Source organism: Nocardia goodfellowii, from assembly GCF_017875645.1.
In the GTDB taxonomy this organism is placed as follows: domain Bacteria; phylum Actinomycetota; class Actinomycetes; order Mycobacteriales; family Mycobacteriaceae; genus Nocardia; species Nocardia goodfellowii.
This window is the reverse complement of sequence record NZ_JAGGMR010000001.1, coordinates 4,355,948-4,374,436: the sequence shown is the minus strand read 5'-3', so window position 1 is coordinate 4,374,436 and position 18,489 is coordinate 4,355,948. Positions and strand designations below refer to the sequence as shown.

Below are 18,489 nucleotides of genomic sequence, written 5' to 3'. Positions count from 1 at the left end.
TCATGGCCCATCGAAACGCGGGCTTCCAGACTTCGCTGGTGCAAGCCACGGTGGAGGTTGCCGATCTGCTCCGGGGGAATGCGCGTATCGCGCGCGACGGAGGTATGTACTGGCACCAACCGGTCCCGTCGGCTCGACCGCCAGTTCTAGGACCACATCTTTACGCCGGCACCGCGGGCATCTCTCTGTTCTTCGCAGCGATGGCGAAAGTCTTCGATGCTGACGAATTCCGCGAGATCTCCGAGCGGGCGATCGCCCCGGTGCGCGCCGACATTCGTCAGATCTGTGCCGACCCGGTCCGAATGCAACGACTCCAGCAACCGCTCGGCGGACTCGCCGGCCTCGGATCGGTCATCTATACCCTGGTGCGGATCGGCGATCTGTTGAACGACGAATCGTTCGCCGACGATGCACAGATCGCTGCCAGGCTGCTGAGTGCCGACCGTATCGCCGCCGCGAAACACGATGTCATGATCGGCAGTGCCGGCGCCATAATGGCTCTGCTGGCGCTCGCCGAACGGCGTCCGAAGAGAATTGCGGGCGGCGAACGGCCCCTGGAGCTTGCCGTGCGCTGTGCACGTCACCTTTCGCGGTCCGACGAATGGATATCGGCCGAAGGGCCTGCGGCAGCAGGCTTCTGCCATGGAAGGGCGGGCATCGGCGCCGCTTTCGCGCGGCTCTACGAACGAACGAACCGTCCTGAACTGTGGCAGATGGTGCCGCGACTGTTTGCTGACGTGGCCTCCTCGGGGCCATCCGGGCCGCGGCAGGCACCGACCCTGGACGACCGCTTCCTGAACTCTTGGTGCAAAGGCGCCCCCGGAATCGCCCTGGGACACATCGCGCTGAGCAGGGTCACCTCTCGTCGGCAGCCCGGCGATACCGTGCACATGCTCGAAACAACCGGTGCGCCGGGACTATCTGAAACGGATGACCTCTGCTGCGGAAACAGTGGCCGGATAGATGTTTTGGTCTATGCGGCCAGTGCCCTGCGGGAACCCGGCTATCTCGATGCGGCAGCTGCGATAGCGACCCGGGTAATGCAGCGAGCGCGGGAGCAGGGTCGCTACTCGTTGAAGCTCGCAAACGGCACGGACGTCGACCCGCGGCTCTTTCCAGGCGTTGCGGGCATCGGGTACTCGCTGTTGCGGCTGTCAGCGCCCGACAGCCTGCCATGTGTGCTCGCGATGGCGTAACGGCGAGCGCCGCTGATGGATCACACCGGGCGGAGCAGCCCGTCGCGGATCAATCGCCGGACCAGGGTGATCTTGCTGTTCAGGCTCACCGAGTCCGGCAGATCGCGGACGCGGAAGGTGCGGTGATCACGAATGAACTCGAGGGTCGAGAGAATCCCCTTCGGACCTTCCACCCTTTTCGGCCCGAACCTGATCACCGCGGTACTCCCGGCGTTTTCGACGAGGCAAGCCAGGCCGCTTCTCCGGTTGACGGTCGAATTCGGGCCGATCTCGTCGAGACCGGCGAGAACAGAGAAGTGGCCGTCCGGTGGAAAGGTCCGCGCGCTCACCTGCTCGTCGACCAGTGAACCGAGGGTTGCTTCGAAGGACAATGTCTTACTGAGCCGGTCCAGCAGATGCGCGAAGACAAGCGACATGTGCTCCTGCTTCTCTCGATCTTGAACGAACCCCGGCGGCAGATCCTGACGAAGTTCCAGATCCTCCATAGCCGCCAACTCCACAGCCCGACCGAAGAAGTCGACCCAGGTCAGCGGATGAAAAGAAATCGTCACATGAAGCGAGAACTCGTCCCCCGCGACAGCTTTGTGAAAGAAGCCACGGGGCAGATATGCCACATCACCGGCCTTCAGGACCGGCTTGTCGCGAAGCGTCAATTCTTCTTCGGCCCACTTCATACCGGCAACTAACTCATTCGAGCGTTGCGAGCCCAACGGCCGATCATATATCGGATCCCAGATGTACCATTGTTTGGCTCCCGCTATTTGAACGATGAACGAGTCCAGTGTGTCGACGTGAGTCGGGAACCCTTGCGAGTTCGGCGGGGTCAGGAAGAGATTGAATCCGATTTCCACGTCGAGGGCTTCACGAACGTCGGCCGCCAACAGCTCGAACGGGGGCCATACTTTCTCGACGCCGAGCAGCCTGATCGTATCTCCGGAGAGATACGCGTCGTAGAGCCGATCTTTGGAGAGTGCGGACACCGAAGTGAGTATCGAGCTACGCCCGCTGCTCGGCGGCGGAATTACCTGCAGGATCTTCGACGATCTGTTCGCTGCCGTCATCAGGCAAGCATCCAAGTCCGCCAGCGAGAACAGGCTACCGAAGTAGTCAGGCTCGGTTCGATGCAGCACCAATGTCGACTTCCCCCAGTACTTGTCGATGAATTCGCTCTTCGTCACCGGGGCGATCAGGCCGGCAAAGCTATGTGTTCGATCCTGCACCATGGTGGAAATATCCTTCCCTCGCAGACGATGTCGATATTCGGGTCGCCGGGAGCGTGACCCCACGGGGTCCTTCCAAGATCAGCACCGAGGGGATCCCATCCGGCTCGGCCAGGCGCAAGAGCTGGTAACCGATCCCGGCCAGCCCATCCATCAGGCCGGGAGTCTCCACGTCCAGCGGAACGCCGCACCGCCAGCCATGCTCTTCCATGCCGGCAAGGCTCGACGAGACCCGTTCGGACAGCAGTAATTCCCAACCCGCCGCAGGAAAGCGACGGCCGGCCTGGAGGAGCAGATCCAGAGATCCGAGATCGCCGTGGCACAGCGAGTGATTCACGCCGAACCCCTGCCGGTATGTCGTCCGGAGCGCGATATCCAGATCCTCGGCGAGAGTCGAGTCGCCGAGGATGTCGAGCATCCGCAAGCGGCTCATGCCGATGCCGCACGCACCGTGGCACCACGCGGTCATCTCCCGAAGATTCCGCCCTCGCCGAGATTGCCTGAGATCCGCCCAGTTTCCGGAATCTCGCGACAAGTGGGCGCGTTCGAAGGCGACGGCTCGGAGCGCGGTGCGCGCGTAGCTGTCGTCGCCTGTGGCGGCGAAGAGTTCCGCCAACGCCCACGCGAACCCGGACGCGCCATGCGAGAACCCGGTCAAAGGGTGGGTGGGGAACGTAGTGCCGAGCCAGCCAACCCCTCCGGTGGCGGGCTGCGCTCGTTCGACAAGACGGTCACCGAGTTTTCGGGCCACCTCGAGCGGCCGCACCGCACCAGTCATTGTGTGCAGGTTCAGCAGCGGAACGATCGCGCCGGCTGTTCCCTGGATGACATCGAGGTGATCGTCGGAGTTCGCCAGCGACTCGACCCGGGAAACCATCGCGTCGGTCTCGCCCAACAGCCCTGGGTCGCTCCACAGCTGGGAAAGATGCGCCCAGAGATAGAGGAGCCCGCCCCAGCCGTCGAATCCGCCGATGCCTTCCGATCCGGTGCGGCGGCGGTTCATCTGCTGGCGCAGTGTCCGCATCGCCCCCTGTGCCACAGCCCCGAACTCGCCCCGCCCGTCCAGCGATTCCGTATAGGCGAGAAACAGGATGACGCCGGGTAGGCCGCTGTACAGGTCGGTTTGCAGCGGACGCAGTTGCCAGCCACGGCTTTCCCCGTAGGCCAGCCCGAGCCATGACGCGCGGTCCTCTCGCCATCGAGCGAGCCGGGAAATACGCTGGGCGATCGCTGTGGCCTGAACAAGCAGGCGGTCGCGATCGGCCGGTCGTGCGTCGACCGGGGCCTGGTAACGCTGGAAGGTGGTCTCGTTGTTGAGCGCGAGGGTGCTGAGCGAGGCGCGGATGTACCAGAGTTGCGTGCGCAGGTCCGTTTCTCCCAGCGAAGCCAGCCGGTGCTGAACCATGTCCCATCCCGAACGGATGAAGAACTGGTCGATACGTCTGCCGTCGCTCGCGGTCAGATCCGGTGACCCGACGCACGTACTGAAATAAGGGACTTCGCCGCGCCAGAGATCCTGGCGTTCGCTCGACAGCAATCGACGTGTGATGTGGGGGAACTGCGTCCGATCCATGCCGAACCAGAGGCGATCGAAAAGCCGCTCGCGATCGAGCGCATCGCTGAGGTAGTCCGGGTGGTAGCTCTGGCGAAGGATCTTCTCGTAGAACTGTGTCGCTCGAAAGACCACGCGCACTTCGTCATTCAGCATGGCGGTCAGCGGACCCGCGGGCGATACCAGGTCTTCGCGATTCGACTCAAGCAGGCGATACATCGCGGAGAATCCTGTTTCGACTTCCGCGGTGAACTCGCACGCATGCAAGGCAGAACCGTCGAGTTCGGGCCGATTGTGTCCCGCGGACAACGTACGCCGCTCGAACGACAGGCGGGCTTCGTCGGTACCGAGGTGATCCCATCGCGGCATCGGATCGGCCGACAGCTGCCCTTCGCGCGAGCCCAGTCCGCTGCGGTCGACCGCACGCCGGCCCGCATTGTCGTCCGAGTACGGCAGCAGCATGGTGCCGACCACCGAGGTCGCCAGTTCGAATGCTGAGTACGAATCGTAGGAGTCCTCCTGCGCTTGCCCGAAATCCGGACCGCAGAGGGTCTCGAGATCGACGGGGACGGGGTACCCCGCGGCCGCGATCAGATTCGCGTAGTGAAAGTCGTTGGCGTTCAACAGGTAGAGAACCGCGAGCAATGCGCCTTGACGCAGGTAGAACTCACCTGCTTCCGCCCGGTCGCGGCACGGAGCCGGCGAGACGAACTCGGACCAGCCATAGCTGCCGCGATCCACTATGCGCGGCAGGCGTAAGGCCGGCGCACCTCGTTCGTGCAGCCAGCTCAGCAAGAGTGCGAAGTGCTGGTCGATCGCCAGGGACCGTGGCTTGTAGAGCACGCGCCCGATGGAAGCGAAACGCAGGACACATACCTCACGACCTCGGCGGTGGAGGTCACCCAAGCCCATTTCGATGCTCGTCAGCGCGGCGTCGCGGCCGGGCAAGAAGGTGCTCTGGATGCTCGCCCAGTCGGCACACACACGTTCCAGCAGCTCGATCGAAGCCTCGGTCCAATCGTCGACGCAGTCTGTCAACGTCCGCGCGAGGACCGGATACTGTGCCAAGAAAAGTAGCGCATGGCGCGGGTCTCGCAACCGGTCCAGGAAAGTCCGGAAACGCGCACTCGGGTCATCGCCCGTCAAGGTCCCCTGCAGGGCCGCCACCCTCATCTCGAGGACCACCGTCCGGCTGATCCGGTCATCGATCCGAGCGACCATCGCACTGATCAATTGTTCGACGAGAGAACCCCATTCGGCATCGACATCCGGCCACGCGCGCGCGAGCTCTTCGACTTTTCTACTCAGTTCGGCGTTCGCGCTTTCGATCAAGGGCCCCACTACCGGCAGGCGGCTGGGACTCGTTGCGCTGTAGGCGGACTGGATGCGCGCAAGCCACGAGGGCACCTGTGGGAACCGACGTTGCAGTGCCGTCGCGGACTCGCCCAGCAGATCGCTGAAGGATGATTCATCCAGATCGTCGAATGCCAGGCGCCGCACAAAGTAGTCTTCCCGGCAAAAAGGGGATTGGGATTTCCACTGCTCGAACCGGCGGCGGACCGTCGCGGAATTTTCGGTATTCGATGGTTCCGGCGGCGCGACCGCCTGGAGCGTCTGGCGCTCATTCAGCGTAAGAGAAGTCCACCACTCCGCACCAAAAGGTAGAGAGCCCATAGCTGCGCTTCCTCAAAAGGAAGTTCTGCGGATGGCTGGAGCCATCCGCAGATACCATCGCCAATCACTCAGCACGTGCAAATGATCATTGTCTGGGAGCCCCCCTCCTCCTGCGCATCCGTGCCAGTGTAAAGCATTTGACTTCCACCTTCAAGGCCGCTGCTGACGGACTCGAGGCTCTCGTCGCTGATATCGACAGCCCCGATTCCGCCAGCGGTGACGACGGCTTCTTGCTCCGCCGGCCGAAGAGAGTGGAAGTAATTTTTATCCTTGAGCGCATGTGCAATTTCGACCTGGTCGAGCATGGCTCCTCCTTGGGTGTTGAGCCTCAGGGCGCACGCGTTCGAATTTTTCGACGGACCGCCCCACGACCCATACCAGTATATGACTGCGGAGCCGCATTTTTTCGGTGTTGCCGAGACTTCTTGCCGTCCGATCCAAGGTCATTTCCGCGCCGTCAGATGGGTTGCGCGCGTCGACACGGGCCGCCGGCGATCGAGGAGGTTCCGACCGGGTCGCCAAGGCGCCCTTCGGCTTAAGCCCGGCTCCGGCGGCCGGCTGTCCGGACGGCTCGACGGACGGGCTGTCGGCGTTGCCGACGAGCTCAGATCAAGGTTTCCGGCCGCTGACGATATATACGACAGCGCCGCCGCCGCATGAATATCGTTTTTCAGAAACAGCGTTGAACTGCCGTTCTCCTTCCGCACGCATGGCCGCCAGCTGAGACTCCAGCATCGGCGCGGTTCCTTCGCCTGCCAGGAAATAACGCGCCAGTTGTGCGTAATTCCACGGCCCTGTGTCGCTGCTTTCCCAAGCCTTTATCGGCTCCAGTGTGGCTTCCTGTTCCGGACCTGAATACGGAGGGTAGACCGGGAACGCTTTATCGCGGAGATAGACGTTTATATCGGTCGAGCCTATTTCCGCGAACATTCCGGGCAGGCGCTCTCCTATCGAAATATCGCCCTTACCCAAAGCGATCCGGCCGCGCTGGAATCGAAGCCAAAACTCGAAATTCCGCACCAAGTCCTCGGTGGACTGTTCAGAGGTGCATGAATCGAACGACATCATATTGAACAGATTGCTGGGCTCGACACAAACGACGAGACCCCCGGACTTCGCGATACGAAACATTTCGGCCAAACCTCGCTCGGGTTTGTCGAGATGCATCAAAAGAGTTTGGCAGGTGACCACGTCGAATGTGTCGGCAGGAAGAGCGAGCGAGTTCACGTCGCCTTGATCGAATTCCACGCGTCCCGCAGCCACAGCAGCCGGGTAAGCATCGAGGAATACCTCCCGCGCACGCGCCAGCCAGGTCACCTCTCGATCGACCCCGGTCAGTCGAGCATCAGGACCCAGGAACGGGAAGAGCAACCGTGCCCAATGACCGAGACCGCACCCGATGTCGGCCAGCGAGTGCGCCTCGTCAAGACGCCATCTTTCGGCGAGCAGCGCGATGAAGTCATCGTTCCACCAGAAATCCCGCTGGTCTCGGAACCAGGCAGACGAGCGAAGGTCGTGCCGGCCTGTCTCTGTCGCCTTCTCCATCGGTTGGCCTTCCAGCGCGCTGATGCCACTGAAGTATCCGCCGTTCCGGTGACAGCCGGTGGCGCATCCGCCGATTCGTTCTTTATTGCCGCCGATCTGTGGCACCGGCGACGGTATCGGCGGGGCCCGACATCGGGTCTCCGGCGAACAAGGTCTCGGGGAGCCGTTGTCCCACATAGGTTTCGCGGCGCGCGCCGACGTCAGCTGGTCGGCCGACCCGAGCAGGCGGTAGGCGATCGCCGCCAACCGCCCGCGACAGTCGAGGAGCGTTGGCCGTGAACCACTCCCGGCGACAACGGCATCCGCTGTCACGGTGCGGGTGCGGGAACCCGGTCTTCCGCCAGATATCGATCGTTGATCCGGGCGGCTCCCCAGGACAGCGCGGCGATCAATGCGAGGCTGCACAACAGCACGACCAGGGAAGCGGCACTGAACAACCAGGCGGGATGGTCGAAGGAGCGCTCTCGCTGCAGGACGGTGATCTCAGCGACGAAGTCCCGTTGGAACGACGCCAGCGCGGGCACCTCCTCGGCGCCTATCCCTGGATCGGCGGCCATGTAGATCGGCATCGCGGTCTGTGTGCGGCCATCTTGCACGCGCAGGACCGTCTTCCAGGTGCCGTGCACCGGAACCGGGCGGGTCGACCGATAGTGGCCCGCGCTCAGCCGTTCGAGCTGATCGACCACCAGGCCGCGCCCGGGGCTGTCGCTTCCGATGCCGCCCTGCCAGGCCAGGATCTGCACCCATTCCGGGTCCGCGCCGACGAGATCGGCTGGGCTGAGGCGGATTTCGGCGGTCACCATCCGACCGGCATCGGGTTCGGCGTCGGTCAAGGTGACCTCGGCCGAGGCGTTCTGCGGGACGTGGATGGTCAAACCGTTCGCGGTAGCGGCGGCGGCGACCACCACGGCCGCGCACACCAGGCCACGGCGGATCGCGGGGCGCGGTAGTGGTTCGCCGCGCAGGACGATCGCCAGCATCGCGCCGACCGCACCGCCCGCGACTCCGACCGGGACAGCCATCGCGAGCATCTCGGGCCACATCGCGGCGGGCCACGCGTCGACGAACATCCGCTGGATCCACCAGGATTCGAGCCACAGTCCCACGGTGGCGATGCCGAACCCGGTGGCCGCACCCCACCAGATCGGCCGCCGCCGTGCCAGCGGCAGCAGCGCCGCTACCTCCACCACGATCGCGGCGCCGAGATAGAGGGGAAACACGTTGCGTGGTGCGTCGATGATCGGTCCGCCGACCAGCCAGGCCACGGCCCCCCGGACCACTGCCGCGAAGGCCACCACCACGAGCGTGCTGAACGGACCGAGCGTGATCCGAGCGGCGACCAGGGCAACAGCGGATGCCGCGACGATCAGCATGGGCTGCAGCACCAGCCGGAACTGCTCGACCCCGAAATCGAACTCCACTTGGAACACCGACAAGCCGATCAGCAACCCGCCGAAGGCGAACGAGCGGATCAGCCACCCGCCTTCGGGGCGGCCGGGATCGGGCCGGTTGCGGCGGCCCTCGTACTCCAGCAGCAGCACACCGACGAGGGAGAGTCCCGCACCGCCGATGAGCATCAGATGCGTTGGGCCCCACAGGGTTACGTCTTGGCCGAACATCCGATGCCAGATGTCGTCGAGCGGAAACCCGATCAGAGCGTACAGGCCGGCGCCGGCGATGAGGATGCCGCCGACCGGGGCGTACCAGGTGCGGGTGATGCGCACCGCGGCCGGGCCCGGCTTCTCGTCGAGGGGCAGCACGATGGCCGTCATGCCGGCGGTGAACAGGAAGAACAGTCCCACGAGGATGAAATAGTGGGCCGGGTTGGCCAGGGGCCCCTCGTCGCGGCCGTTACCGATATGCAGGCTGACGTCCCAGATGAAGCCGAGCAGGGCGGTGAGGATCGTGGCCAGGAACAAGGCCACCGGCAGCGCTACCCAGCCGGGACGGTTGAACAGGCGTCCGAGGCCGTCCGCGACGCGCTGCAGCCAGCTGATCCGCCGAGCGCGGTGCAGATATCCGATCCACAGCAGGATCAGGCCGATGACGCCGGCGGAGCCGGACATCAGCGCCACCTGATCCAACGCTGCCCCACCGCCTTCGCTGCCCGATTGGGCGAGCCGGACGATGTCCCCGTCGACAGTGTCGGGCACCACAGACCTCCATCACGAACCGCAACTTAGCGTTACGGAAAGTAGCACAAAGATAGCGGTCGCAGGCTCGAACGTGCACGCATGTGCACTGACATGCCTTCCACAGCAGTCGCTCGAATCCGAAGGCCGGTCCGTTGTCGTTCCACTCAGTGTACAACTGTGCACTGATCTTGTACGATCTGCTGACCGCTGGCCACGGTCACCAAACGGTCGGTGGAAGGAAGTCGGATTCCGTGAATACAACAGTTCGGCACAGCACAGCATCCGCGCGCGCTCGTTCGGTGCACATTTCGCGCGGTTCCGCTCCGGCAGCGACGCCGCCGTCGGCCGCCGCACTCGAGCGCGGCGAAGTCCCTCCTGCCGACCTGAGCGCGCAGGTCATTCATGCCTGCACGGAACTGGCGGTCGCCGGCTACCGGGGCGAAGACCTGGCCGGCCGGATCGCCGAGCTAGAATCCTCGGCGCGGCTATGGGCGAAACTCGGCCTCGGCCTGGACCGTCTCCAGCAAGCGGTGTACGCCGGTTTCCGTGCGGGGTCCGAGCGGGTCGACGGGCGGCAACTCTCCGCCGACGAATGGCGCATGGCGACCCGGCGGCAACTCGACACCCTGGAATCGGTGCACGTGCGGCTCAGCCGTGTCTACACATGCCAGCTACCGGCACCCGCGAACTCCCACCACGCGGCGACCCGTAACCTCGCCGTCGCTCTACTGCGCGGGGACCACGCCGGTCCGCTCGCCCGCCACTGCGGCATTCCGATCAGCGCCCGCTACCACGTCATCGCCCTGGGGGTTCCGGCAGTCGCGGATCGGAGCAAGTCCGAGAACGGCCCGGCCACGGCCACCCGCATCGACGCCGCCCTGACCGAATACTGTGGGCCACAGGCGTTGTCGATCGTCGGCGCCGACGGCGGCACACTGCTGATCCCGCATGATTTCGTCGAGGACAGCGGACTCGGCGAATTGTTCGACGCGCTGGCAGAGGCGACACGGCAACCTTTGATCGCGGTGGCACTCACAGCCGCCACCTCCGATATCCCCGCGGCCGACCGGCAGGCGCACGACTTCCTCGATACGGCCACGGCCATGCACGTGGAACCGGGCCTGTACCGGATGAGCGATCTCGGTCTGCATTTTCAGCTCACCCGGCCGGGGCCGGCGCGAGACGTGTTGCGCGCCTTGCTGATTCCGCTGGACGACCATCCCGAACTACTGCACACCCTGACGACGCATCTCGCCAACGACATGAATCGCCAGCGCACGGCCAAGAAACTGCACGTGCACACCAACACCATCGACTATCGGCTCAAAAGGATTCACCAACTGACCGGCTGCGATCCCTGCAGCGTCGCGGGTCTGTGGCGACTGCGGTCGGCGCTGATCGTGCGCCGATACACCGACCGATCCCCCGCGGCGGCGCATGCGGGGTAGTCGCGAAGGCGTCGGCGCGCCGCACCGGACAACGATGTCCACCGGTCAGCACTGGTGCGTGCGTAACTGATATCGGCGCTCGGCGTAGGCCATGTCATCACGCCAGAGCCGGGTGGCCGCGTGATTGATCAGCGGGCGCAGCAGCGGTGCCGCGCGACGCGCGTAGCGGAATCCCGGCCGCTCGGAATCGGCGATGGTCGCCTCCACCACCGCCGTGCGCGCGCGGCCGTCGGGGCCGGGACCCAGTGGGGTGGCGTGGGTTTCGACGACGCTGCCCTTACCCTCCCCCTCGACGATGCGCATGACGATGGTGCGCGGGTCAGGGCAGGTGAACTCCGCCTGGACGGGCACGCCGAGCCCGCGGGTCACCCGGAAGGTCACATTCAGCAGGAAACCGTGGTTCTCCTCGGTGATCTCGTCGCGCGGCGGCGTACGCGTCACCTCCAGGCACGCGAACGAGTAGGGGTGAAACCAGGATCCATGCCAGGGGTCGAGGCGATTGGCGATGATGTCGCGCGGCTCGCAGCCACCGATCAGCCGGGTCACCGCGTGCACCGTCGTGTCGGCGGGTCGCGGGCCGATGATCGGTGCGTCGGTCGGGGTTTCGCCGCCCACGGAGTCCAGTCGCACCCATGCCAGCACGCCGTCGTCGAAACTGGGATAGGGGCACCATCGGGACGCGCTGTCGTGCGGGCCGACCCGCATGCCGTGCCATCGGCAGATCAGCGCGTCGTCGTCGACTTCCGCCGAGGTCAACGGCGCACCGAGATGCGGGCAGGCGCCCGGCCCGGTGTGCAGGCCGCCGGCCTCGTCGCGCCAGGCCACGACCTCCCTGCCCCCGATCCGGAAGCCCAGGGGCCGGTCGCGGCGAATGGCACGGCTCGCGGCTACGACATACCAGTTTCCGGAGGGCCGTCGCTGTGACCATTTCAGGGCGGCGGTGATCAGGGCGGGGTCGGCGTCCGAATAGGTGGGCCGCTGCCGCGACCATACCTCCGGTGAAAACCGTTGCAACGGTGACTTTTCCAGCCATGCGATGCGGTCGACACGAGCGCCGACGGCCTTGACTACCTTCACTGCTGAGACCTCCCGGAAAACGACGGCTCGTGGTACTGCTCCTTCTGGTTCCTTCATCGAGCCCGCTCCCGAGACGCGAACTCGCGCAGCAGCGTCGAGCGCCCGCGGACCGGCACCGAGTGCAGTTCGTGCCCCGCCGCACCCCACTGCCGCAGCAGCGTGTTGGCCGCGAGCCAACCGGTGGTCGCGGCGCGTTCCATCAGTGCCACGGGCAGGTCGACCCGGATACCGTCTCCGGCCAGCGCCAGCCGTGGGTGCGGGGTCTCGATGCCGGGACGGCCGGCGAAGTCGCCGGGCGAGAACCGTGGACAATCCTGTCGCCACAACATCGATTCGCCCACGATGGTCGCCGCCGCGGTCTCCGGATAGATCGCGTGGAGCCGCGCCAGCAGCCGATCGCGCACCTGGTTGCGGGTGGTCGGCGGGGGGATCGTCGCGGCCGCGGCATAGGCATGCAGTTCGACGACCCCTCCCCCGGTGGCCGCGGCCCATTCGGCGGCTCCGCGTTCATAGCGATCCAGCACGCTGATGTTGTCGAGCGGATCCATTCCGCCGGTGCCGAGGAATCCCGGCCGGTGCGGGCGCACCGGCCGATCCAGCCAGAGCCGATGCACCGCGAAAGCGGGCGCCAGCGCCAAAGCGGCTATGCGGGAACGCCATTCGGAAGTTCCGAGTTCGGGTGAGGCGGCGACGATGCGACGGAGACCGGCGATATCGGCGGCGAGCACCACCGCGTCGGCCTCCCTCGTCGCACCGGTGTCGTCGACGAGCAGAAACCCGGCCCCTTTGGGCTCGACGCGTTCGATGGATGTCTTTCGGTGGATGCGCACGGTCCCCGGCTTGCTCGCTGTGCGCGGTGCGGTCAGATACTCCGCGAGCGGCGACCAGAGGCCGACGTCGAAGTTGTCGCGCGCCACATCGAAGACCAGCCCCTCGCTCGATCCGAGAAAGTAGATGTGGAACATCGTCGCGAGTTCAGCGGCCGACATGCGGTCGGGCTCGATGAAGAAGCTGCGCGAGAACACCTCGAACGCCAGGTGCCGGGCGGGGGCCGGAAAATTGATGTCGCGCAGGAACGTTTGCGCGTCCACGTCATCGAGTTGGGCGTAGATGTCGGGGACCGACACCGCGGCCAGGGGCGCGGCGGCTCGCGGGTCCATGCGGATCAGGTCGCGCAGCCGGAAGCTAGGGCTGCGCAGCGCGAAGGCCAGCGCGTTCCACGGCGGGGTGCGGGGCAGCCCGCGGAAGGTGTCGCGGCGGCCCTGGGCGTCGATCAGCGGATAATCGGTGAGCCGGACCAACCGGTCCAAGCGGGGATCGCTACGCCCCAACAACTTTCGCAGGTTGTAATACTGGGCGAAGAAGGCGTGGAAGCCGCGGTTCATCCCCACCGGCGTCCCGTCGGAGAGCCGTTCGGTCCACCCGCCGACTCGGCCGCCCAGATACTCTTCCCGCTCGACGATGTCGACGTCACAGCCACGCTCGGCCAACCCCGTGGCCGCCGCGAGGCCCGCGATCCCCGCGCCGACCACCACCACGTGCGGTGCGGAGGTGGTGCGTCCGAGATTGCGGTGCCCAGGCGCCGCGGGTAGCCGTACGCGCCGCCGATCGCGGCCGTAGCCGGTATGTGCCGCGGTCACCGCTGGGCACCCGCGCGCCGCTGCCGGCCACGTTCCCACCCGAGGAGCGCCGCGGTAACCAGCGCGAATCCGAACAAGAAGTCCTCGACCGGGATATCCCACGGAAACCGCACGCCGAGAATATGTTCGGGGTTGTACAGCACGATCGGCGCGTCGAGTCGCGTGAGCCAGCCGTCCACCGGGATCTGAAATCCCAGCACGATCGACATCGTCAGCCAGTAGGCCGGACGGCGGAACAATCCCGTGCGCAGCCACCGCACCTCGGCCACGCACACGGCGAGGACCGCCAGCAGCACCGGCAGCGTGTACCCGACACTGGTGAGGTTCATCGACCGGCCGATTTCGAGACGAGGCCACGTCGGCGGGCGGCCAGGTCGAGGAGCGTTTGGACCGCCACGAAAGTCAGCAGCCCGCACAGCGGTACCACGAGAAAGAACAGCAACTCCTCCACCGGCATCCGGCCCGGCAACAGCACTCCGAGGGTGTAGCGCTCGTTGAAATCCCACACGCCCGCCGCGATCGCCACCAGGTCCCAGACGACGAAGAGCGCCGCGGCCGGCCACAGGGCTTGAAACAGCAGGTGCGGACGTCGATAGACACCGGGTCCGACAAACTCGAGCGGGGCGGTCAGCGCCAGACATGCCGCCAGGACCAACGAGTAGTGCCAGTGCTCCATTGTTCTCCTCAGCCGTGTTCACGGAATTCGGCGGTGTCGAACGGTTCTGAACTCGTGCCCGGACCGGCCGGGCTGTGCGGTATGCGCCGAGCCCGTCGGGCGCGCAGCCATCCTGCCGCACCGACCCGCAGGCGACGCCTGGTCCCGACTCTGGCGCGCCGTCCGAATACCTCGAAGTCAGCACTCTCGATGCGATCGAGGATCTCCCCGTACAACACCGCCGCCGTTTCCACGCAGGGACGCGAGCGTGGCGCCAGCAGTTCGATGCCGCGCCGCGCTTCGGCGTAGATGTCCCGGGTGATCCGATGCTGTTCGGCCAATGCTCGGCGGACCTTCGGGTCGACCCGGCGACGCCGGCGGCACCACTCCAGCAGTCCCCGATCCACCCCGTAGGCGGCGAGTTCGTCGGCGGGGAGATACACCCGGTCGCGCGCCAGGTCCTCGTCGACGTCGCGGAGAAAGTTGGTGAGCTGAAAGGCCTTTCCCAGCGCGGCAGCGAAAGGCGTTGCGGCCTCGACGGATTCGGTGGTGCCCAGAACCGGCAGCAGTTGCATCCCGATCACCTCCGCGGAACCGTAGACGTAATGGTCCAGCGCGGCCCGATCGGGATAGTCGGTCACCGTCAGGTCCATCCGCATGGACCTCAGGAAGGCCTCGAACAGGTGCCGGGGTATCCGATAGGTCTGGGCGGTGTGCAGCACGGCGGCCAGCACCGGGTCACCGGCGGTATCCGCGCGGTCGAATTGGGTGGCGAGCGAGCGCAAACGCTGTGCGCGATCGGCGGGCGTCAGCACCGGATCGAAGTCGTCGAGGATATCGTCGGCGCGGCGGGCGAAACCGTAGAGCGCGTGCACAGCCGGGCGCTGGTCGGGTGCGAGCAACCTGGTCGCGAGGAAGAACGTCTTACCGTGGGCGGCGTTGAGCTCACGGCAACACAGATAGGACCGACGCAGACTCGAATCGGTGATTCCGGCCGCGTCCAGTTCGGCGCGCGTCATGTCGCCTGCCGATCCGCGCGGGAGGCCACCGCGACGGCAGTGGCCCGATGCCCGCGCCCGGGTGGGCCGGTGATCCGGTCGGCGGCCAGCCGCCCGGAGATCAGAACCGGCGGGATGCCGACACCCGGCAGGGTCGATCCGCCCGCCAGCACTACATTGTCGATACCGCGAATCATGTTGGCGGGCCGGAATGGACCGGTTTGCGCGAAGGTGTGCGCCAGGGCGAATGGACTGCCCGCCAGCATGTCCTGGCGCGCCCAGTCCGCGGGCGTGACCACGCGCAGCAACTCGGTGTCGCGCGGACGGGCGGTGCCGAGACGGTGTCCGGCGAGCTCAAGAATCTCCTGCGCGTATCCCTCACCCGTTCGCTCCCAATCGATTCCACCGCGCCCGAGATTCGGGGCGGGGGCCAGGATGTACAGCAGGTCACGACCGTCGGGGGCGAGTTCGCCGTCACCCGCTGTCGGCTTGGTCACCAGGATCGACGGATCGGTCATGACTCGTCCCTCGTCGATGATTTCGCGGAAGCTGTCGTTCCACGCCGCGCCGAACAGCAGGCTGTGGTGCGGTATTCGCCGGTCCCGGGCACAGGCGACGTGCAGCACCACCGCCGAGGGTGCCGGCCGCACGGCGATCGGACGACGCGAGCGGTGGGCGAGCAGCTGGTGGGCCCGGTGTCGTTCGGTGGTCAGCACCAAGGCGTCGCACTCGATCCGTTCGCCCTCCTCGGTGCGCACTGCGAGCACTTTTCCGGCCACACGCTCGAGTTCGGTCACCGAGGTCCGATAGTGGAAGCGCACTCCCGCGGCTTCGGCCGCGGCCGCGAGCGCATCCGGCACGGCCCGCATGCCTCCGCGCGGGAAGTACACTCCGGCCACGGTGTCCATATAGGCGATCACCGCGTAGGCGGCCAACGCCCGCTCGGGCGCGACTCCGGCGTAGAGCGATTGAAAGGTGAACACCCGCCGCAGATCCGGGTCGGTGATGAACTGTCCCACCTTGCGGTCCCAGCCGCGGAATCCGCCCAGCGCGGTCAATCGCGCCAGCGCCGGGATCGACATCGACAGCGGTGAATCGAAGTTCGCGGCGACGAACCGGTCGAACTCGGCGGTGTACAACCGGGTGAGCCAGGACCGCAGCGCCCGATACCCCGCGGCTTGGGCGGGACCGGCGAACTCGGTGATCGAGTCGATCATCCGATTCTCGTCGCTGTGCACATCGAAGGTTCGGCCGTCCGCGTAGTGCGCCCGGTAGGCCGGGTCCACCGGGTCCAGGTCCAGACGGTCACGGGTTCGCTCCCCGACCGCGTCGAAGAGTTCGTCCAGCAGTTCGGGCATGGTCAAAACCGTTGGGCCGGTGTCGATACGGTAGCCGTTCAGGTCCAGTCGGCCCATTCGTCCGCCCGGCACCGATTCGCGTTCGACAACGGTCACCTGCCGCCCGCGCCCGGCCAGATGGAGTGCGGCGGACAACCCCGCCAGGCCTGCTCCCACGACCACGATATGGTCGCCGCGTCCTTTGACCGTGCGCATCCTCGTCCTCTCCTCACACATTCCGTGCGGTGCACAGCGACGCCATGTGCTCCAGTGCCAGCCGCGGACCGTCGTCCAGCACGCTGTCGCGCAAGGCGAGCCGGGCGTCGGCGACCCGGTCGGCGATCATCGCCTCGATATGCCCTGGGGCACCGGAGATCTCGATCAGCGCCCGGCAGCGGGCGATCGCGTCCACGTCGAGGTCGGGTCGCGCCAATAGACTCGATAGTTCTTCTCGCACAGCGCTTTCCGCCATCTCGAGGGCGGCGACCACCACACTGGTGGCCTTGCGCTGCCCCAGATCGCTGTCCTCGGTCTTGCCGGTGCGACCGGCGGCTCCGAAGATGCCGAGCAGATCATCACGCAGTTGAAAAGCCTCGCCGATGAGCGTTCCGTAGTGGCCGAGGGTGCCCAGGATCGGCTCGGTTCCACCGGCCAGGGCCGCACCGAGTTCCAGCGGCCGCCGGACGGTGTAGTTGCCCGATTTCGCGCGGGCGATATCGAGAACCGTGGTCAACGCCGGACTTTCGCGGGCGTCGTTGGCCAGGTCCGCGAACTGCCCGACCGCCAATTCGATCCGCATGGCGTCGTATCGCGGCCACAGCCGCGACAACGCGTGGTCACCGACTCCGCTCTCCCGGAGCATCTGTTCGGCCCACACCAGGCACATGTCACCGACCAGGGTCGCCGCCGACGCCCCGAATCCCGCCGCGGCCTCCGGACGACCCTGATGCCACGCCGATAGTCGAACGTGGGCCGCGTCGGCACCGCGGCGCAGCACCGCGTCGTCCATCACGTCGTCCTGCAACAGCGCGAAAGCGTGCAGCAACTCCAGACTGGCCGCGGCGCGCAAAGCGACGGGATCAGGGTCCCGGACGCACAGCCAGCCCAGATACATGAAGGTCGAACGCAGGCATTTGCCACCGACGGCGTACTGGGCGAGCACCTCGTCCACGCCGGCGGCGCGCAGTTCGTCCACCCGCACCCGCCGCAGGAATTCCGTCAGCTCGTCGCGCACTCGCGAACGGGTCGCACGATGCCAGTGCTCGAAACCCGCGTCCAAGCCCGGCGCCGGCGAGCCGAAAGGCACCCGCGCTGAATCGAAGGCGACAGTGCTCACAGGAATTATCCCCTTCCCGAGGACGGATCGATGGCCATGGATCGGTCCGCACCGAGTTCAGCCGGCAGCGGGGACACATGTCCGGGTATCGGAGTGGCTGCCACCAGATATCGACCCAATGCCGCGTTTCCTTCGCTGGTCGTTGCTGCTACGTCCGGCACCTGACACAACGCGATCCCACCGAAGTGCGCGACTGCGTCAACGCAGACCTGCACCCGCGACTCGCTGCGAATCGTAGTGGCTGCTGCCGACCGCGAGCGGGAGCCACGGCCGTGTACGTCCCAGTTCCTCGGAAATTATCCTAACGCAAACGATGCAAAAACGATGCACCTAAGGGCGACTCGGCCGATCAACCGCGTCGGACAGGCTGTGCAAGTGGGACGGCGGGATCGCCGAAGCCATCGGTTCTGAGCCAGGCCCGCCGAGGTATGTAGGCGCTCCACCGGCACGGGCGGCTGAGTTCAGCGCCGTGGACTTCTAGCAGGACGCCGCGCCGGACCGTCCGACAATTGAGCCATAGGGCATCGCCCCGAATGAACGCCGTCCGCGCAACCGCAGCGTCCTACGTCTCCCCCATGCAACGGTTTGCCGATTGCATCACTTAGGCATCACTTTCGGTCGCCGTCCGTGGAAGTGACGACGCCGTCCCGCACCGGTCGCATCGGATTCGCCACGG

General features: G+C 66.0%; 14 protein-coding genes. 2 read left to right on the top strand and 12 right to left on the bottom strand.

Translation table 11 applies throughout. From position 1 onward, the window contains the following. The first annotated feature begins 2 nt into the window (after positions 1-2). Positions 3-1,196, top strand: coding sequence for a lanthionine synthetase LanC family protein (locus BJ987_RS20035; RefSeq protein WP_307869905.1), 1,194 nt, complete (start codon positions 3-5; stop codon positions 1,194-1,196). A gap of 20 nt (positions 1,197-1,216) precedes the next feature. On the opposite strand, the gene BJ987_RS20030 is transcribed toward BJ987_RS20035, so the two are convergent. The 5 genes from BJ987_RS20030 to BJ987_RS20010 form a co-directional block, all read right to left on the bottom strand. Then, on the bottom strand, positions 1,217-2,419 hold the full coding sequence (locus BJ987_RS20030; RefSeq protein ID WP_209892268.1) for a JmjC domain-containing protein: 1,203 nt from the start codon (positions 2,417-2,419) through the stop codon (positions 1,217-1,219). Then, positions 2,397-5,642: a type 2 lanthipeptide synthetase LanM family protein gene (locus tag BJ987_RS20025; RefSeq protein ID WP_209892265.1), complete on the bottom strand. Its 3,246-nt coding sequence runs from the start codon at positions 5,640-5,642 to the stop codon at positions 2,397-2,399. The genes BJ987_RS20030 and BJ987_RS20025 overlap by 23 nt, the downstream gene beginning before the upstream one ends. 68 nt (positions 5,643-5,710) lie before the next feature. Continuing rightward, entirely contained in the window at positions 5,711-5,947 is a 237-nt protein-coding gene (locus BJ987_RS20020) for a hypothetical protein (protein WP_209892262.1), read from the bottom strand. Positions 5,948-6,251: 304 nt separating this feature from the next. Further along, positions 6,252-7,292 (bottom strand): methyltransferase domain-containing protein, encoded by a 1,041-nt coding sequence (locus BJ987_RS20015; RefSeq protein WP_209892258.1) that lies wholly within the window; start codon positions 7,290-7,292, stop codon positions 6,252-6,254. Between the two features lie 203 nt (positions 7,293-7,495). Next, positions 7,496-9,253 carry a hypothetical protein gene (locus tag BJ987_RS20010; protein WP_245367290.1) on the bottom strand — a complete coding sequence of 586 codons (1,758 nt, stop codon included), beginning with the start codon at positions 9,251-9,253 and terminating at the stop codon, positions 7,496-7,498. A gap of 320 nt (positions 9,254-9,573) precedes the next feature. Between BJ987_RS20010 and BJ987_RS38030 the strand changes: the two genes are divergently transcribed. Continuing rightward, positions 9,574-10,770: a PucR family transcriptional regulator gene (locus BJ987_RS38030; protein WP_209892251.1), complete on the top strand. Its 1,197-nt coding sequence runs from the start codon at positions 9,574-9,576 to the stop codon at positions 10,768-10,770. Between the two features lie 45 nt (positions 10,771-10,815). Here the strand turns inward: BJ987_RS38030 and BJ987_RS20000 are convergent, their stop codons facing one another. Genes BJ987_RS20000 through BJ987_RS19970 form a run of 7 tightly spaced genes read right to left on the bottom strand, consistent with a single transcriptional unit; the run spans position 10,816 to position 17,813 of the window. Further along, positions 10,816-11,847, bottom strand: a complete 1,032-nt coding sequence (locus tag BJ987_RS20000) for a DUF5914 domain-containing protein (RefSeq protein WP_372446883.1) — start codon at positions 11,845-11,847, stop codon at positions 10,816-10,818. A 53-nt stretch (positions 11,848-11,900) separates the two neighbouring features. Continuing rightward, positions 11,901-13,487 carry an FAD-dependent oxidoreductase gene (locus BJ987_RS19995; RefSeq protein WP_209892247.1) on the bottom strand — a complete coding sequence of 529 codons (1,587 nt, stop codon included), beginning with the start codon at positions 13,485-13,487 and terminating at the stop codon, positions 11,901-11,903. After that, positions 13,484-13,816 (bottom strand): lycopene cyclase domain-containing protein, encoded by a 333-nt coding sequence (locus tag BJ987_RS19990; RefSeq protein WP_209892244.1) that lies wholly within the window; start codon positions 13,814-13,816, stop codon positions 13,484-13,486. Before BJ987_RS19990 ends, BJ987_RS19995 begins: the two co-directional genes overlap by 4 nt. Continuing rightward, the gene (locus tag BJ987_RS19985; protein ID WP_209892242.1) at positions 13,813-14,163 is read right to left on the bottom strand and encodes a lycopene cyclase domain-containing protein; all 351 of its coding nucleotides are present in this window, start codon (positions 14,161-14,163) and stop codon (positions 13,813-13,815) included. The genes BJ987_RS19990 and BJ987_RS19985 overlap by 4 nt, the downstream gene beginning before the upstream one ends. Positions 14,164-14,171: 8 nt before the next feature. Beyond that, positions 14,172-15,161: a phytoene/squalene synthase family protein gene (locus BJ987_RS19980; RefSeq protein ID WP_209892240.1), complete on the bottom strand. Its 990-nt coding sequence runs from the start codon at positions 15,159-15,161 to the stop codon at positions 14,172-14,174. After that, positions 15,158-16,693 carry a phytoene desaturase family protein gene (crtI, locus tag BJ987_RS19975; RefSeq protein ID WP_209892237.1) on the bottom strand — a complete coding sequence of 512 codons (1,536 nt, stop codon included), beginning with the start codon at positions 16,691-16,693 and terminating at the stop codon, positions 15,158-15,160. The genes BJ987_RS19980 and crtI overlap by 4 nt, the downstream gene beginning before the upstream one ends. A 13-nt stretch (positions 16,694-16,706) precedes the next feature. Next, positions 16,707-17,813 carry a polyprenyl synthetase family protein gene (locus tag BJ987_RS19970; RefSeq protein WP_307869687.1) on the bottom strand — a complete coding sequence of 369 codons (1,107 nt, stop codon included), beginning with the start codon at positions 17,811-17,813 and terminating at the stop codon, positions 16,707-16,709. Between the last annotated feature and the right edge of the window lie 676 nt (positions 17,814-18,489).

What these genes read in the sequence shown, in the direction of transcription:
- BJ987_RS20035 (WP_307869905.1), top strand. Translation starts at nt 3, where the DNA reads ATGGCCCATCGAAACGCGGGCTTCCAGACTTCGCTGGTGCAAGCCACG.
- BJ987_RS20030 (WP_209892268.1), bottom strand. Translation starts at nt 2,419, where the DNA reads ATGGTGCAGGATCGAACACATAGCTTTGCCGGCCTGATCGCCCCGGTG.
- BJ987_RS20025 (WP_209892265.1), bottom strand. Translation starts at nt 5,642, where the DNA reads ATGGGCTCTCTACCTTTTGGTGCGGAGTGGTGGACTTCTCTTACGCTG.
- BJ987_RS20020 (WP_209892262.1), bottom strand. Translation starts at nt 5,947, where the DNA reads ATGCTCGACCAGGTCGAAATTGCACATGCGCTCAAGGATAAAAATTAC.
- BJ987_RS20010 (WP_245367290.1), bottom strand. Translation starts at nt 9,253, where the DNA reads ATGTCCGGCTCCGCCGGCGTCATCGGCCTGATCCTGCTGTGGATCGGA.
- BJ987_RS19990 (WP_209892244.1), bottom strand. Translation starts at nt 13,816, where the DNA reads ATGAACCTCACCAGTGTCGGGTACACGCTGCCGGTGCTGCTGGCGGTC.
- BJ987_RS19985 (WP_209892242.1), bottom strand. Translation starts at nt 14,163, where the DNA reads ATGGAGCACTGGCACTACTCGTTGGTCCTGGCGGCATGTCTGGCGCTG.
- BJ987_RS19980 (WP_209892240.1), bottom strand. Translation starts at nt 15,161, where the DNA reads ATGACGCGCGCCGAACTGGACGCGGCCGGAATCACCGATTCGAGTCTG.
- crtI (WP_209892237.1), bottom strand. Translation starts at nt 16,693, where the DNA reads ATGCGCACGGTCAAAGGACGCGGCGACCATATCGTGGTCGTGGGAGCA.